This window comes from Cytobacillus dafuensis (genome assembly GCF_007995155.1).
In the GTDB taxonomy this organism is placed as follows: domain Bacteria; phylum Bacillota; class Bacilli; order Bacillales; family Cytobacillaceae; genus Cytobacillus; species Cytobacillus dafuensis.
This window is the reverse complement of sequence record NZ_CP042593.1, coordinates 1951321-1966377: the sequence shown is the minus strand read 5'-3', so window position 1 is coordinate 1966377 and position 15057 is coordinate 1951321. Positions and strand designations below refer to the sequence as shown.

Annotated in this window: 18 protein-coding genes; 4 read left to right on the top strand and 14 right to left on the bottom strand. The window is 35.0% G+C overall.

What is annotated here, in order from left to right; translation table 11 throughout:
- Positions 1 to 11: 11 nt before the first annotated feature.
- Both FSZ17_RS09315 and FSZ17_RS09310 read right to left on the bottom strand, forming a co-directional pair.
- The gene (locus FSZ17_RS09315; RefSeq protein ID WP_057769635.1) at positions 12 to 224 is read right to left on the bottom strand and encodes a biotin/lipoyl-containing protein; all 213 of its coding nucleotides are present in this window, start codon (positions 222 to 224) and stop codon (positions 12 to 14) included.
- Between the two features lie 286 nt (positions 225 to 510).
- On the bottom strand, positions 511 to 1854 hold the full coding sequence (locus FSZ17_RS09310) for an acetyl-CoA carboxylase biotin carboxylase subunit (protein WP_057769633.1): 1344 nt from the start codon (positions 1852 to 1854) through the stop codon (positions 511 to 513).
- A 317-nt stretch (positions 1855 to 2171) separates the two neighbouring features.
- On the opposite strand from FSZ17_RS09310, the gene FSZ17_RS09305 reads away from it, so the two are divergent.
- Complete coding sequence (locus tag FSZ17_RS09305; RefSeq protein WP_057769631.1) at positions 2172 to 2645, top strand: N-acetyltransferase; 474 nt, start codon at positions 2172 to 2174, stop codon at positions 2643 to 2645.
- Between the two features lie 80 nt (positions 2646 to 2725).
- On the opposite strand, the gene FSZ17_RS09300 is transcribed toward FSZ17_RS09305, so the two are convergent.
- The 4 genes from FSZ17_RS09300 to FSZ17_RS09285 form a co-directional block, all read right to left on the bottom strand.
- Positions 2726 to 3319 carry an RsfA family transcriptional regulator gene (locus FSZ17_RS09300; RefSeq protein ID WP_057769629.1) on the bottom strand — a complete coding sequence of 198 codons (594 nt, stop codon included), beginning with the start codon at positions 3317 to 3319 and terminating at the stop codon, positions 2726 to 2728.
- Positions 3320 to 3420: 101 nt separating this feature from the next.
- Entirely contained in the window at positions 3421 to 4179 is a 759-nt protein-coding gene (locus tag FSZ17_RS09295) for an enoyl-CoA hydratase/isomerase family protein (RefSeq protein ID WP_057769627.1), read from the bottom strand.
- A 171-nt stretch (positions 4180 to 4350) separates the two neighbouring features.
- Positions 4351 to 4524 carry a 50S ribosomal protein L32 gene (rpmF, locus tag FSZ17_RS09290; protein WP_057769625.1) on the bottom strand — a complete coding sequence of 58 codons (174 nt, stop codon included), beginning with the start codon at positions 4522 to 4524 and terminating at the stop codon, positions 4351 to 4353.
- Between the two features lie 136 nt (positions 4525 to 4660).
- A complete protein-coding gene (locus FSZ17_RS09285; RefSeq protein ID WP_057769623.1) occupies positions 4661 to 5185 on the bottom strand; it encodes a YceD family protein in 525 nt (174 codons plus the stop codon).
- 183 nt (positions 5186 to 5368) lie between these two features.
- Here FSZ17_RS09285 and FSZ17_RS09280 point away from each other — a divergent pair, with 183 nt between their 5' ends.
- A complete protein-coding gene (locus FSZ17_RS09280) occupies positions 5369 to 6580 on the top strand; it encodes a nucleotidyltransferase (protein ID WP_057769621.1) in 1212 nt (403 codons plus the stop codon).
- 163 nt (positions 6581 to 6743) lie between these two features.
- Here FSZ17_RS09280 and FSZ17_RS09275 read toward each other — a convergent pair whose 3' ends face one another.
- Positions 6744 to 7760: a SepM family pheromone-processing serine protease gene (locus tag FSZ17_RS09275; RefSeq protein ID WP_057769620.1), complete on the bottom strand. Its 1017-nt coding sequence runs from the start codon at positions 7758 to 7760 to the stop codon at positions 6744 to 6746.
- On the bottom strand, positions 7760 to 8548 hold the full coding sequence (locus tag FSZ17_RS09270) for a patatin-like phospholipase family protein (RefSeq protein ID WP_057769618.1): 789 nt from the start codon (positions 8546 to 8548) through the stop codon (positions 7760 to 7762). The genes FSZ17_RS09275 and FSZ17_RS09270 overlap by 1 nt, the downstream gene beginning before the upstream one ends.
- A gap of 352 nt (positions 8549 to 8900) precedes the next feature.
- Here FSZ17_RS09270 and ylbJ point away from each other — a divergent pair, with 352 nt between their 5' ends.
- Complete coding sequence (gene ylbJ / locus FSZ17_RS09265; protein ID WP_057769616.1) at positions 8901 to 10115, top strand: sporulation integral membrane protein YlbJ; 1215 nt, start codon at positions 8901 to 8903, stop codon at positions 10113 to 10115.
- 57 nt (positions 10116 to 10172) lie between these two features.
- On the opposite strand, the gene coaD is transcribed toward ylbJ, so the two are convergent.
- The 3 genes from coaD to FSZ17_RS09250 all read right to left on the bottom strand — a co-directional run bounded on the left by coaD (position 10173) and on the right by FSZ17_RS09250 (position 13003).
- Positions 10173 to 10655, bottom strand: coding sequence for a pantetheine-phosphate adenylyltransferase (gene coaD / locus FSZ17_RS09260; protein WP_057769613.1), 483 nt, complete (start codon positions 10653 to 10655; stop codon positions 10173 to 10175).
- 11 nt (positions 10656 to 10666) lie between these two features.
- Positions 10667 to 11215, bottom strand: coding sequence for a 16S rRNA (guanine(966)-N(2))-methyltransferase RsmD (gene rsmD / locus FSZ17_RS09255; protein WP_057769611.1), 549 nt, complete (start codon positions 11213 to 11215; stop codon positions 10667 to 10669).
- A 366-nt stretch (positions 11216 to 11581) separates the two neighbouring features.
- Positions 11582 to 13003 (bottom strand): stalk domain-containing protein, encoded by a 1422-nt coding sequence (locus FSZ17_RS09250; RefSeq protein ID WP_057769608.1) that lies wholly within the window; start codon positions 13001 to 13003, stop codon positions 11582 to 11584.
- A 227-nt stretch (positions 13004 to 13230) separates the two neighbouring features.
- On the opposite strand from FSZ17_RS09250, the gene FSZ17_RS09245 reads away from it, so the two are divergent.
- Entirely contained in the window at positions 13231 to 13620 is a 390-nt protein-coding gene (locus tag FSZ17_RS09245) for a DUF7147 family protein (RefSeq protein WP_057769606.1), read from the top strand.
- 29 nt (positions 13621 to 13649) lie between these two features.
- On the opposite strand, the gene FSZ17_RS09240 is transcribed toward FSZ17_RS09245, so the two are convergent.
- From FSZ17_RS09240 to FSZ17_RS09230, 3 genes are all read right to left on the bottom strand, one after another.
- On the bottom strand, positions 13650 to 13925 hold the full coding sequence (locus tag FSZ17_RS09240; protein WP_057769604.1) for a YlbG family protein: 276 nt from the start codon (positions 13923 to 13925) through the stop codon (positions 13650 to 13652).
- A gap of 150 nt (positions 13926 to 14075) precedes the next feature.
- Complete coding sequence (locus FSZ17_RS09235; RefSeq protein ID WP_057769602.1) at positions 14076 to 14519, bottom strand: YlbF/YmcA family competence regulator; 444 nt, start codon at positions 14517 to 14519, stop codon at positions 14076 to 14078.
- Positions 14520 to 14572: 53 nt separating this feature from the next.
- Positions 14573 to 15004: a hypothetical protein gene (locus tag FSZ17_RS09230; protein ID WP_057769600.1), complete on the bottom strand. Its 432-nt coding sequence runs from the start codon at positions 15002 to 15004 to the stop codon at positions 14573 to 14575.
- Between the last annotated feature and the right edge of the window lie 53 nt (positions 15005 to 15057).

Here is a 15057-nt window from a genome sequence, read left to right as displayed (position 1 = left end):
TCCTTCTCCCCCTATTCAAGTACTACTAGTACGTCACCTTCATTTACAAAATCTCCAATATTTACTTTAATATCCACCACTTTACCTGCATCTTGACTTTCCACAGGTATTTCCATTTTCATCGACTCCAACATACAAACCTCTTGACCTGCAGTAACTTCATCTCCCGCTTCAACCATTACATTTAATACAGTTCCTGCCATTGATGATATAATTTCTTTCATTATTTTTTCCTCCTATTTTTTTATAAAGTGAAACTTCCTTCAGTGGGGGTTTTTCGACGCACAGGACGTGCTAGTACCGACGTTGCCATAGGACGTGGCGTTCTATGTCGGCTTTCATCCCCCACTGATGGTTAGTTGCGGCCCACAGGAAGTGGGTCACGCAGACGTTGCCACACGATGTGGCGCTTTTAGTCTGTGTTCATTTTATGGCCTTTACGGACAGTTGATCCCCCACTTAGGTTTCTTCGATTCTCTCGCAAACTTGAAGTGGGGGTCTTACTGCCCGTTAATCTGCGATAAAAGATTTTTGTGTTAAGAAGCTAGTGGAATAATTACCTTTTTGAAATTCAGGGTCCTTCAAGATTTCATAAAAAAGTGGTGCATTTGTTTTTATTCCTTCAATTTTTAGCTCGTTGAAAAATTCACTTGCCTTCACGATTGCATCATTCCTTGTTTCTCCGTGTATAATACATTTTGCAATCATCGGGTCATAAAAAGGTGTCACAATGGAGCCTGACTCATACCCAGGATCTACACGTACCCCATGGAAGCTATTCCATTCAAACAATTCAATTTTCCCTGGTGAAGGTAGAAAGCTTATTGGATCTTCTGCATACAATCTAAATTCGATTGAATGACCTGAGCTTTTAATATCTGTTTGAAGCAGCGGTAGTTTTTCATCTTGGGCCACAAGAATTTGCCATTTAACAAGGTCAAGTCCAGTAATTTGTTCTGTAACTGGATGCTCTACTTGAAGCCTAGTATTCATTTCTAAAAAGTAGAAGTTCTCCTTTTCATCTACAATGAATTCAATCGTTCCTGCATTTTTATAGTTAACAGCTGCAGCTGCCTGAAGAGCTGTATCATACATTTTTCGCTTCCCATTCTCTGACAGGAATGGGGAAGGAGATTCTTCAACCACCTTTTGGTGCCGTCTTTGTATTGAGCAGTCTCTTTCAAACAAATGAACGATCTGGCCATGATGATCTCCAAAAATTTGAACCTCAACATGTCTAGCGTTTTCGATATATTTCTCAACAAAAACTTCATCAGAACCAAAATAGGCTTTAGCACGGGCTTTTGTAGATTCAAAGGATTTGGCGAGCGCTTGCTCATTTTCGCAGCGCACCATTCCAATCCCTCCACCTCCACCACTCGCTTTCAGCATTACAGGGTATCCCATCGACTCTGCAAGTTTACTTGCCTCTTCAATAGTAGATGTACCATCTTCACTTCCAGGTACTACAGGAACACCAGCAGCCATCATTGTTCTCCTTGAAACAATTTTATCCCCCATTAATTCAATTGTTTCAGGATCAGGACCAATAAATATGATTCCTGCTTTCTTCACTGCCCTTGCGAAATCTGCATTTTCAGAATTAAAACCATAACCAGGATGGATGCCATCTACCGCTTCTTTTTTAGCGATTTCAAGAATCACATCTGTTTTTAAATAAGATTTATTTACAGGCGCTTCTCCGATACAAAATGCGTAAGTCGCCTTTTTAACAAAAAGTGAATCCTTATCTGCTTCAGAATATACAGCGACTGTTTCTATTCCCATTTCATGGCAAGTATTTATGATCCTTAAAGCAATTTCTCCCCTATTTGCAATTAATATTTTCTGCACACTCTCTCCCCTTTCTATACTCATGATGTAAAAAAAGTTGTTAAAAAAATCTAAAATTTCATAATTGATACTACATTATATGTTTCTACAATCTTCTGTCTTTTTCCTTCTTAATTTGTAAACGCTTTCGAATTTTTTATTACACATCCTTCTAGAAATATTTAGATATGGGACTGATTTTCAATTACATGCAGAATTATTAGTTTTTTTGTTATATAATAAGTTTTATAGAAATGACTCACCTGCATCTTTTAGTTAAAACAAATATAGATTAGGCTAGTAATGTTATTAAAGACTTCAACGGAGGAGGAAAACAAATGGACTATAAAGTGGAAAAGTTAATTGTAAATTACAAAACACTGGAAGAATTTAAAAAGTTCAAAGAATACGGTTTACAAGAGCTATCAATGTTCGAAGACCTAGAAGCCAATATAATCGAAAACGATAGTAAGTCCCCCTTTTACGGAATTTACTTTGGAGATAAATTAGTTGCAAGAATGAGTCTTTATCAAGTGGAAAAAAAATTTGACAGATATTTCGATCCTTCCCAAGATTATTTAGAGTTATGGAAGCTTGAGGTTATTCCTGATTATCAGAATAAAGGCTACGGAAATGCGCTCGTTGAATTTGCAAAAAGTTTCGGTCTTCCTATAAAGACAAATCCAAGAGTAAAATCAGCTGGTTTTTGGCTTAAAAAGGGCTTCTCCTCCGTTCATTATGATATGGAACGTGACAGGGGTGAAAATCCGCTTGTTTGGATTCCTGAAGGCGTTAAGGAACAGTCGTATTAGAACGAGATTAAACCTCTAAATCCCTAATAGCATAGAAAAGCGGACAAATTTTGTCCGCTTTCTAAATACTCCCCATAAAGTTAAACCTTGGCTTGAGTAATGTCATTTCTCAATCCAACCATTTTCCTAGCTCTTTCCATTATTTCTATTAATGCTTTATAATCCTTCTCGATCGTATTTAATTCTTTTATCAACTTTTCATTTTCTGATGCAAGATAGTACAATTGCTTTTCGAGTTGCTGAATTCGATTTTCATATGATGTAATATCTTCGCTTTGCAAACCATATTTTTCAGCCCTATCGTAAAGCACCTTTAAATAGCTGACCAGATCTTCAAATGCTAATATTTTTTTATTTTCATCATTATAAACCGGAGGAACTTCAAGTGTGGAGGATGGTTGTTCTGATTCTACATACTCCTCCGAATTATCAATTTGATGATTATATTTTCTTTCTTTTCGCTGTTTTTTTGCGAGTTCAATGCCTGATTTATATTGTTTCCTTACATATGAATTCCAGCGAAAACCACAAGCTGCTGCAGTTCTCGAAAGCTTTTTCCCTACCATTTCAAATGCTTGCAGCTGTGTTCCCCCTTCTCTAATATGACGAAGCACCAATTCAGCAAGCAGCAAATCTTCATCATTAGACCAAGCATCCTGACGAGTTGAAGACATCGGAATATCCCTCCTATTGTTTTTTATTTATACATATGCTTATGCTAGAAAAGATAGACTGATATCCTGCTTGAATCTTTACAAAGAATTGCAAAGTTCCTTTACTTTTTACCTAAAAATTTTGCAACCTGCTTGTGATGTGCTTCATCTTCCCATAATTCAGAGCATCTGCGGACTTCTTTGTTAACTCTCTCTTTAAGACAAGCTTTTTCCCATTTATTTATGAACATCATTTTATACGCCCCTAAAACACTCCCTTCTAAAAGAAGCATTTTATCCAAAAAATGCTTACTGCTTTCCAGTAAATCACCATCTGTAATCATTTGAACAAATCCTAGATCCTTTAATTGCTCAGCATCATAAAGTGATGCTTCCATTAACATCTTCATAGCATTTGCTGGCAATAGCTTCTCAGTTACAAAAGTTCCTCCTCCCCAACCTGTTGTAATAGCTAAAGTTCCTTGGATAAACCCTGCTCTCACATTCTTTCTGGCAATCCGAAAATCACAAGCAGAAGCTAGCTCACAACCACCACCAACGGCCGTCCCGTTTAGTAGTGCAATGGTTGGTTTTTGTAAATAGAATAGCTTGACTAGTAAATCGGACATTCTACTTAGCATCTCAAAGGCTTCATCTTCCGTTCTTAAGCTATGAAAAGCAGATAAATCGCCTCCTGAACAAAATGCCTGGTCTCCCGCACCTGTAATAGCAAACACTTTAACCTTTTCGTCATTTGCCAAATTAAGTGCATGCTCCAAACCATCCATAATTTCATAATTTACCGCATTCCTTTTTTCCGGTCTGTTAATAGTAAACAACAATATTCCATCATCATATTCTTCCACTATGTACGGTTTCATAAGATCCTCCATTAAATCATTTTATTTCCTCTGCTTTATTCTATCATCTTCATCGTAACAAAAATTATTTCACATATCCCAATAAAGTGGTTATTCCATTAATCTAAAATACTGTAAAAAACGATAAAAGCACAAGAACATATCGTTCTTGTGCTTTTATCAATATGGAATTTAGTTGTTAACAACTTCTTTTCCTTTGTATGTTCCGCAAGCCTTACATACGCGGTGAGCAAGTTTCATTTCACCACAGTTAGGGCAACCTACCATACCTGGAACCTGTAATTTAAAATGGGTACGACGCTTTCTTTTCGCAGTTTTAGAAGTTCTTCTAAAAGGTACAGCCATTCTTCCCACCTCCTTAAAGAGAATAAGAGATATTGTTTTCAAAAAGGATTTTCTTCCTTTTTAAACACTCACTAAGAAAGTTATGAAGGCCAGAGCATACTCTAGTTCTTCAATTGCTTCTTTGTTTTTCCTCCAATTATGAATCGGAAGAAGGATCACTTTGACCAAAAAAATGAGCAAGTCCGGCAAGACGAGGATCGATGGAATCCTTTTTATCTTGCTCTTGAATGACCTCCCAATCATTTCCAGATTGAGGAGCTCCTTCTTCGCTGCTATCTTCGCAGAACACTTGCATTGGAACCTCGAGTAGCAGGATTTCCTGAATGACCGGCATTAGGTCAATTAAATCACCTTTTACTTGGTGAATTTCCTCTTCTGTTTCGAAGTCGAAACTCTTTAAGAGAAAAGTTTCAGTAGTTTCTACATTAATTGGGAAATTTACGTCAACTAAAGTACGAGAGCAAGGCAGGGTTAAATGACCAATTATTTTTAAATGAAAGGTCACTTTAGCAGAATCAATATCCGCTCTTCCAGTAATTTTCATTGGTGAAGCATCTCTGATTGTCGAATCAATTGCTTTGATATCGGCAACATCAATAAATTCATCGATGAGAAATTCCTTGTTTCGATTTTTTTGTAACTGACTTAAAGTCCATTTCATATGATTCACCCCAAGGCAACAAAGGTAATTATAGCTTTCAAATAATTATTTGTCAATAAAATTTCTTTACAGTATAATGTGATCATTATCAGATTATTTTAACCCTTTTATCCTTTTTCAGCCATCCTTTTTTATCCTTCACTCCCTCTCTTCTTTTTAAACAAAAAATAAGGAGATAAATTAATGAATGCTGTTGGCGTAATCGTAGAATATAATCCTTTCCATAATGGGCATGCCTTTCATCTACATGTAGCAAAAGAACAAGCAAATGCAGATATTGTTATTGCGGCAATGAGCGGCAATTTCCTACAGCGCGGTGAGCCAGCTTTAGTATCAAAATGGAAACGAACTGAAATGGCTTTAAAAGCTGGCGCAGATATCGTATTTGAACTACCGTATATTTTTGCTACACAACAGGCTGATTCATTTGCAAGTGGTGCTGTATCCATTCTAGAAGCAGCTGGATGCAATTCCTTATGCTTTGGCAGTGAATCAGGAAATATTGACAGCTTCTATCAAACCATTGGTTTTCTCAAAAATAATAACGAACTTTTTCAACAAAAAGTGAAATACCATATTGCTCAAGGCAATAGTTATCCAAGAGCAACAGCTCTAGCCTTTCATGATCTTACGCCTAATGAAGACATGCTTGATTTGTCTAAGCCAAATAATATTTTAGGTTACCAATACATACTATCTGTACAAAAACAACAGGCTTCTATTAATGTTTTTACTGTATCAAGAAAAAATGCTGATTACCATGATGCTTATTTTTCATCCGAGACGATTGCGAGTGCAACAAGCATTAGAAAAGCGTTATTCTCTGAAAATGGGGATATTTTTTCCGTTAGACAGTATATGCCTGAGACATCATATAATAGCTTGCTTGAGTATAAAGAAGAATATGGTCACTTCCATGACTGGGAGCAGTACTTTCCTTTATTAAAATTTCGGTTAGTTCAGACAACACCAGCTCAGCTAAAAAACATTTACGAAGTTGAAGAAGGACTAGAGAATCGACTGATCTCAACAGCTTTAGAGTCTTATACCTTCAAACAATTTATGGAAAAACTAAAAACAAAACGCTATACTTGGACAAGATTACAAAGGGCATGTGTTCACATATTAACGAATACTACTAAAAATGAAATGGATAGGAAAGTTGAAAAAGCATCCTATTTAAGATTATTGGGAATGACAACTAAAGGCAGAGTGTATTTAAACAAACATAAATCGCAACTAAGCCTACCATTAATTTCAAAGCTTTCCCTACAGCAAAATGAGCAGATCATGCTTGATATTAGAGCATCTAGAATATACGCATTAGGTACAAGAAAAAATCAACAACGCTTGCTTGAAATGGAATTCAAGCAGCCGCCTCTCATTTTAAATTAATTTTCTTAGATAAACTTGGCATTCGCCAAGTCATTTTTGGCGAATCCTTAGTTTTTCTTATGCGATCTTGTTAGAAGATATTTAATTGAAAGCACACTATACTTTAGTACGTTAATAAACTTAAACTTTCCTATTAGCTAACAAAAATAGCGGCATTTTGCCGCTATTTTGTTTTTAACTCTTGCAAATATTCAATTGCTTCATCAAATGTATCTACCGGTACAATTTTCATATTTGTCTTTATATCTTCCGCCGTTTTTACTGCAGCTTGATAGTTTGAATCATTAGCTCCATTTTCATTTGGAGCAAAAAAGATTTCAGCACCCGCTTTATCGGCTGCAACAATTTTTTGTTCTATTCCACCAATTTTCCCTATATTCCCATTCGAATCAATTGTTCCAGTTCCAGCAATTTGATAGCCTCTAGTTAAATCTTCTTTAACTAGTTGATTATATATTTCTAATGAGAACATAAAACCTGCAGATGGACCGCCAATTTCTTCAGTATTAATTGTTACATTCGGTGTAACCTCAATTTCTTTATCGTCAACTAATGCAATTCCAACACCTATTTTTCCGGTTTCCGGAATCTTTGTTAAAGAAATTTTAACTTCTTTAATTTCTTTAAGTCGTTCTATCGTAAATACAACTTCATCGCCTTCATTTTTCCCAGAAATATATGTAATAAATTGCTCCGAAGATTCGAATTCCTTTCCATCAACTTTAAAAATTCGATCTCCAGCTTTTAGCTTTCCATCAGCAGGCATATTCGGGAATACATTTAAAACAAAAATCCCATTATAATCGTATTTAATTGGAATTCCTGCTTTTTTATAAGCTGTTTCGATAGCAGCTTGCTTAGAGGTAGCCATTAAATGCAGCTGGCGGACATTATATTCCTCTTCCGTTTCTTCCTCTCTTCTAATTGCTTCTATAGGGAAAATTTCCTGATATTTACTTAGCTTTGCTATTGCATATGAATAAATATTCGCCTTTCCCATTCTCACTGTCGTTAGCATAAAACTGCCTTCTTCTTCATGTCCATTCTCAACCTGTATAATCGGTTCAAGCTCTTTAGCCATTCCAGGTTTTGATACGTAGTATGGCAAATAGTAGAAGGAGCTTAACATTAGGATAATTGCTGCAATTACAAAGGAACGTAAAAAATATTTCTTTTTCATTAATTAGGAAACTCCTTCCATTCATTCATAAGTTCTTTTATTTTATCAATATGCTTGCGAGTTTCCTCTTCTCCAATTCGAATAATATCTTCAATATTTGTAAATGCTCTTGAACTATACATTTCTACTCTTGGTCTCACCATTATATCAGACTCTATTTCCCTATGTGAAACTAATTCCATTTGCATGATGTCGAGACTTTGCATGATTACATCATAAATAGTGGTAATGTCTGTATTTATTTTTACATGGGAAACATCTACAGCAATGATAATATCTGCCCCCATCTCCTTTACAACAGATACAGGAACTCGATCTACAACTCCCCCGTCAACTAGAAGACGGCCATTTAGCTTTTCAGGAACAAAAATGCCAGGAATGGAAATGCTTGCTCTTACCGCATCTGCAATCGACCCCTTCGTAAATACTACCTTTTCTCCTGTCATTAAATCTGTCGCAACAACACTTACGGGTAGTTCCAATTGTTCCAGTGTCTTTCCATGAGTAAATACTCGAATGAGCTCCTTTACCCTTTTTCCTGCAATAAAGCCCATTTTGGGTATGGTAAAATCTAGATAATACTTACGTTTAAAAGCCTTTGACAATTTATAAAGACGATCAATATTAAGACCTGCTCCATAAAAACAGCCGACCATTGCCCCCATACTGCTGCCAGCGATTAAATCAATTGGAATTCCTTCTTCTTTCAATATCCTAATAACCCCTAAATGAGCGAAGCCGCGAGCTCCACCTGATCCGAGTGCCAATCCTATTCTCGGCCGCTGCAAAAAGAATTCCTCCTTCCAATCCATAGTACATATTTTTTATCTGCCTATTCAAATTTTAAATAATACTCCATGTAAGTAAGTAACTAGATGTATATCTAATTGCTGATACTTTATCATGTTTCAATCTTATGGTCTATTTTAATATTCTATGAGTATATTGATTTATAGAGGACAAGGCTGACAAGTAGTGCAGATATTAATGCAGATATTAATGGCATTATTACTATTCACCTTTTTACAATATTTATTAACATATGCAGTTCGAAAATTACATAAATGGTGCATTTCATATTTATGTATTTTCGTTAAGCTGACAAAAAAGCTAGTTCATCTTTTGAGGGAGGCTTTGCCTGTGTTTCGTTCCAAATTAAAAACAATCATTCTTGCACTTTCCGTTACGATGATGGCTATTGCACTCATATCTTTTCCTCAAGAGTCAGTTGATGCTTCAATTAGAGGTTTAAATATGTGGTGGGAAATTGTATTTCCTTCCCTGCTACCTTTTTTCATCGTTTCAGAAATGCTAATTGGATTCGGAGTAGTAAGGTTTATAGGTGTTCTTCTCGAACCACTTATGCGCCCTTTATTCAGAGTTCCAGGAGTAGGAGGATTTGTCTGGGCCATGGGGATGGCATCTGGATACCCAGCAGGTGCAAAATTAACAGCAAGACTAAGACAAGAAAACCAAATAACAAAAACGGAAGCTGAACGCTTGGTTTCCTTTACAAATTGCTCTAATCCATTATTCATTTTTGGAGCTGTTTCTGTTGGCTTCTTTAATAATGCTAAACTAGGAATTATTCTTGCATTAGCTCATTATCTTGGCAATTTTACCGTAGGACTTACAATGAGATTTTATGGACAAAACAAAGGAACTATTAATCAAGGAAAAAAAAGAACACCATCTTTTAAACAAGCATTGTCAGTTCTCCACCGTACAAGAATTAATGATAATCGTCCAATTGGAAAACTGCTTGGCGATGCGGTTATGTCTTCCATTCGAACATTGCTTATGATTGGAGGATTTATTATTCTATTTTCTGTTATAAATAAATTATTATTTCACCTCGGAATTACTGCTTTTTTAGCGAGTGGATTAGAAGTTATATTATTAGCTTTTCACTTACCTGTTGAATTAAGCACCCCCTTTATTTCGGGAATTTTCGAAATAACACTTGGCAGTCAAATGACTAGCCAAGTTCAAGAAGCCACATTAATGCAGCAAGCAGTCATTACTAGTTTCATATTAGCTTTCAGTGGGTTTAGTGTTCAAGCGCAAGTAGCAAGTATACTTGCCCAAACAGATATTGATTTTAAACCATTCTTTATTGCTAGAATCTTTCATGGTTTATTTGCAGCAATCTATACAGCTATCCTCTGGAATCCAGTTTTCGAGCGTTTTTATAATTCTGAGCAGCCATCTAAGGCGATCCCTGTTTCCTTAATAGGTGAAGATTCTTGGCTGCAAAAATGGTTTGCTGTCTTGACCGAGATTGGTCCTCTTATTACAATTTTTGCATTATTAGCCTATACCATTTTACTTGCCAGGAAAGATAGCAAGTACTAACATCTGTAATTGGTTATTATAAAATAAATAAACGAGCACAAATTGTGCTCGTTCGTTTTAATCCTGAAATTTATTTTTCAATGCCTTTTCAACAGTTGGAGGCACTAGCTCAGAAATTTTACCATTATATTTAGCAACTTCTTTTACAATACTAGAGCTTAAGAAAGAGTATTGGTTATTAGTCATAATAAAAAAGGTTTCAATTGTATCATTTAATACTCGATTCATTGATGTAATTTGCATTTCATATTCAAAATCAGAAACTGCTCTAAGCCCACGAATAATGGCACTTGCTTTCACATTGCTTGCATAATCGACAAGCAAGCCTTGAAAAGATGCAACAGTAACATTTGGAATCTCCTTTGTTACATCCTTTATCAACTCTAATCTTTCGTCTACAGTGAATAGCGGATTTTTTGAAGAATTGTTTAGTACAACAACATGAATTTGATCAAAAACCTTGGCCCCTCTTCGAATGATATCTACATGTCCGTATGTAATCGGGTCAAAACTCCCAGGGCAAACCGCGATACCGCCCATAAAAATCCCCCTTAAAATTTATATATGGTAATAGCAATTATTCCATATGTCTCGTGTTTTTGTTTGAACAATTTCCCCACATTATCAGGCAACTGTATTTCAGAGCCATGCTCACAAACGATAGTACCATATTCACTAAGCAGGTTATGTTCGTTTATTATTTCGAGAAGCTTTAAAAGCTGCTGCTTTTTATAGGGAGGATCCAAAAAAATAATATCAAAAGTTAGTTCCCTTTTTATTAAAGCTTTAATCGCTCTTTCTGCTTCATTTCGATAAACTTCAACTTTTTCCTCAATTTCACAAGTTTTTGCATTTTCATGAATAGTCTGAATCGCTTTACCATCCTTATCCACAAAAATAACCTTATCTACACCCCTACTTAATGCCTCGATTCCGAGACCACCACTTCCGGCAAAAAGATCTAGTCCCATTCCACCGTCAAAATAAGGTCCAATAATATTGAAGATGGCTTCTTTCACTTTATCTGTGGTTGGCCTAGTTGAATTACCTGGTACTGCCTTTAATATTTTCCCTTTCATTGTTCCAGAAACTACTCTCATTTTAATCACCACTTACTTTAGAACAGAATCATTTTTTCCTTCCTATCCTATCATAATTATTTCCCAATCGCCAACTTGTTTTACCTCGTATTTTCCTAACTCAAACTAAAATATTTGAATTTCATAATTCGGATTCTATTGATGGAAAAAATTATCCTTAATCGTGTATATCCAAAACTATTGTGGAGATAATGTTAGTAACAGCATCTATTCGAGGATGTTGTTGCCAACCGCGGAGAAGACTTACGTTTCCCCATAAGTTCTTCCTCCGGTTTCTCCTCTCCCTTTGCCTTCTATCCTATAAATGGATATAGAAGGACCCTGCAGAATTCTGCAGGGTTTTTTAATTTCCAGCTTATTTATGTTTTACAAAGAAATATTAATTTCTTCGTTGCCTACTTCTATATTTACCTTAAATAATGTTTCAATCCACTCTTTATTCATATAAATATTACCATTTATATTTAATAATGGACTTTCTAATAAACCATAATCCTCTTCATTATAAATAAAAATGTTTTGGTTCAAAAAGAATCTATAGCTGTTTCTCCCTTTTGCTAAAAAAATCGTCTCTTTATCAGATAGAACTTGCACATCATATCCAAGAGCTTCCATTGTTTGAACAAATGGAAATAGTCTCTTTTCTTGGTCAATAACAACCTCAATCCCCTTTTCCTCTTTACCAGATACGATAACTTTTCTAAAATCATAAAAGTAGAGAGGAATAATAGAGTCTGTCCTTTCTCCATTGGATATAAAAAACTTTGATTTCCATCCTTTTAGCTCGCTTAAGTAATGATCTAATTGTTTCAGAGTTAACATTTCTGAACATTCGCTAGCTTTTTTAAAAAAAGAATTTAATTCCTCTTCAGAAAGTTTATTACCCAATTCTTCCAGTATTGCTTTACCCTTTGTAGTCTTTGCTGCTTCATTAATCGTATATGAAGTAAAAACATCTATTATCCAGTATTGGTCCTTAGAAATATCTTTAAATTTTTTCTCGAAATAATAATTGATTAATTTTTGTTTAAGTTCATCTTCATTTGTATTAGGGCTTACTATCATGATTCCTTTTCCGTTTTCTTCATGATATTGGTCAGTAAAAACAACAGAAACAAAAGGAAATCCTTTTAAGCTTTTTATTTCTTGAAAATGATTCATATTTTCTAATCCTTGGCTGCCATATAAAAAAACCTTCTCCATTTCACTCTGCTTCTTTTGAATTGGTTTAGGCTGCCAATACAAGGAAGATGGGATTCCAATTCCGTCAAAATAATAATAATCGATTAAATCCATTTCCTTGTATCCCTTTATCGGGGCACCAGCTATCCAAGTCCCTCCCCTTCTCGCCTTATCGATAATTTCTATTGAAGAGCTAGTTATAGCCAGATCAGGTATGTTTGTCACCCATTCATTTAATAAAAAGGCAGAACCATTCGTTTGTACGGGTATCGTGTATTCAAATACTAACTGATTTTGATTCGCTTTAAAGGTATTAGGATTTTCATCCCCCGAATCACATGCTTTCCCTTCTTTATCCTTACAAGACCAATGGAAAAGCGAATCCGGCTTTGAAACCTTATATTCCTTTCCTGACGTAAGCCCAATTATTTTTTGAGAAATTTGCAGTTCCTTTTCATTAGAATGAACAGTAATTTCTTGAATTGCTCTTTCCGTAGATTCATTATTTAAGTTATTTTGCTTAGAATAGGCTTTCCATTGCCATAACAACATTCCCCCAATGAATGTTGTCATGGCAATCAATACAAGTATAATTGATTTCCACATTGGCATTCACCTTCACTATCAATCTAACATTACCATATCAAATCCTTCGACAACAGTCACATAAATTTTGCAAAAACAGACAAAAAATCGCTATTTATTTACAAAATGGTGATTTTTTATATCGTTATTCCTATTTAATATGCTTCAATTTCTTCTTTGGAAATGATAAAGTATGGATGGATAGTAACATGGTATATATTTCCCTTTTTAAAAGGAGGAGCTTTTACTTGATTCAACGATTTATCGAGCTTGGGGAAGGCTATTCAGATATTTATGAATTGATTGAGATTGCAAAGTCAAACAAACATCGCCTTTCTCACATGGTGGCTTTTCACACAATCATTGAAAATAAAAATATGACTTCCCTTGCAGTCATTTTAAACCCCAATTTACCTAGTAGCTTTCAGCCACTATATGTTTGCAGGGAAGGAATTCCAAATCCCAATTTTTCACCTAATAAGAGGTATGATTTATTTGCATCTGCAGCATTAGATCTCAATAAGAAAGTTATCCAAATCGATATTAAACCATCAACACATTTTGCAGATAAAGAATTATTTTATCAATATTTAATCGGAATATTAAGACTGAACCATTATATTCCTCCTTTACAATAAAAAGATGAGAGGTTTTTCCTCTCATCTTTTTATATTCCCATTTTATAATCGTATTCTTTTGCCTTATCAGGTTTTGAATTCTCAAATTCCATTTTTAAAAATGGCTTGTAGGATGGCTCAACCATTTTAACAAATGAATAAGTACTAATTTTAGACATTATTTCGTCAGTATCAACAAGATCACAATATAAAACCACATATTTCAGTCGTTTAGAAACATAATGAACATTCCCAAATCGTCTTAACATTTTTGCCTGTTTTAATGAATAAAGCCAGACAATAATACCTTGCCGTTGACCCAGCATATTTTCTTCCCCTTCAACACAATCATTTTCATTAGTCTATCATATAAAAACAATAATTTTCAATGAACTTTAAAAAGATCATTATCAGAATAATGAGTTATATTAATATGCGGTAAAAAACAGCATGGAAAGCAATCCCATGCCATATTATTAAGAACACCCACAGCTGCCTCCAGTTCCACAGCCCCCTCCACAGCTAGATAAACTATCAAAAAAGGGATTTCCAGTTGGAACCTTTATTTGCTTTGAAACTGAGCGGCCTATTAAAATGCTCACTTCATCTAAAATACTTTGTAGTTCATTTTCAGCCTTTCTAAATTCAGCAACATGCACATCCATATCCATTTCTCTCTTTAATTCTCGGATCGATTTCATCACTGTTTTATATTCTGGATGGTATTTCCCGAATCGCTGTACTTCTTCATATTGCTCTTTTATTTTAATAAAGGAGCTTATTTTACGTTGTGTTTCATTGCTGCTCTTTAATCTATTTAAGCAATGGCGGTAATAATCCGCCTCTACTGAGTTTATTATCATATTCGCAATTTGATCAGCTGTATCTAATATTTCGAAACTTTCAGTTGTTGTAAGCAAAGTTACGCTCACCTCCAACTCTTATTTTACCATGAAACAATGGAATTCTAAAGCTATGGAATCGTTACATAAAGTTCTTTATTCATGATTGGAGATGAATTATTCCCTTTTACAACCTCTAGTTTTAAACGATGTGTCCCTGATGATAGGTCTTTAACAATGAATGCTGCCGTTGAGATTTCCTCTCTTTTTTTTCCATCAATATATAATATTATTTTTCCTTTATCTGATGAATTTGATTCTCTGAAGGATACGCCGTTTACAATACATTCAATTAGAACATCCTTCCCCGTGACTTGATGCTTCACAAAAAATCGTGAATGAATAGTAGCTGCAGTACCAATAACTGGTATTTCATTATTAAGATTAGTAAAATGAATATGTTGAGCGACAATTTTCGTTTCTGGCTTAGGCTTGTCCCTATGACAGCCCGAAACTGTCAGCAGCATGGATGAAATTATATATAAATAAGCGAAATATTTCATTTGCCATCTCTCCTTATCCGTAAAATACACTATTGTAGTAAATATTGTTTACC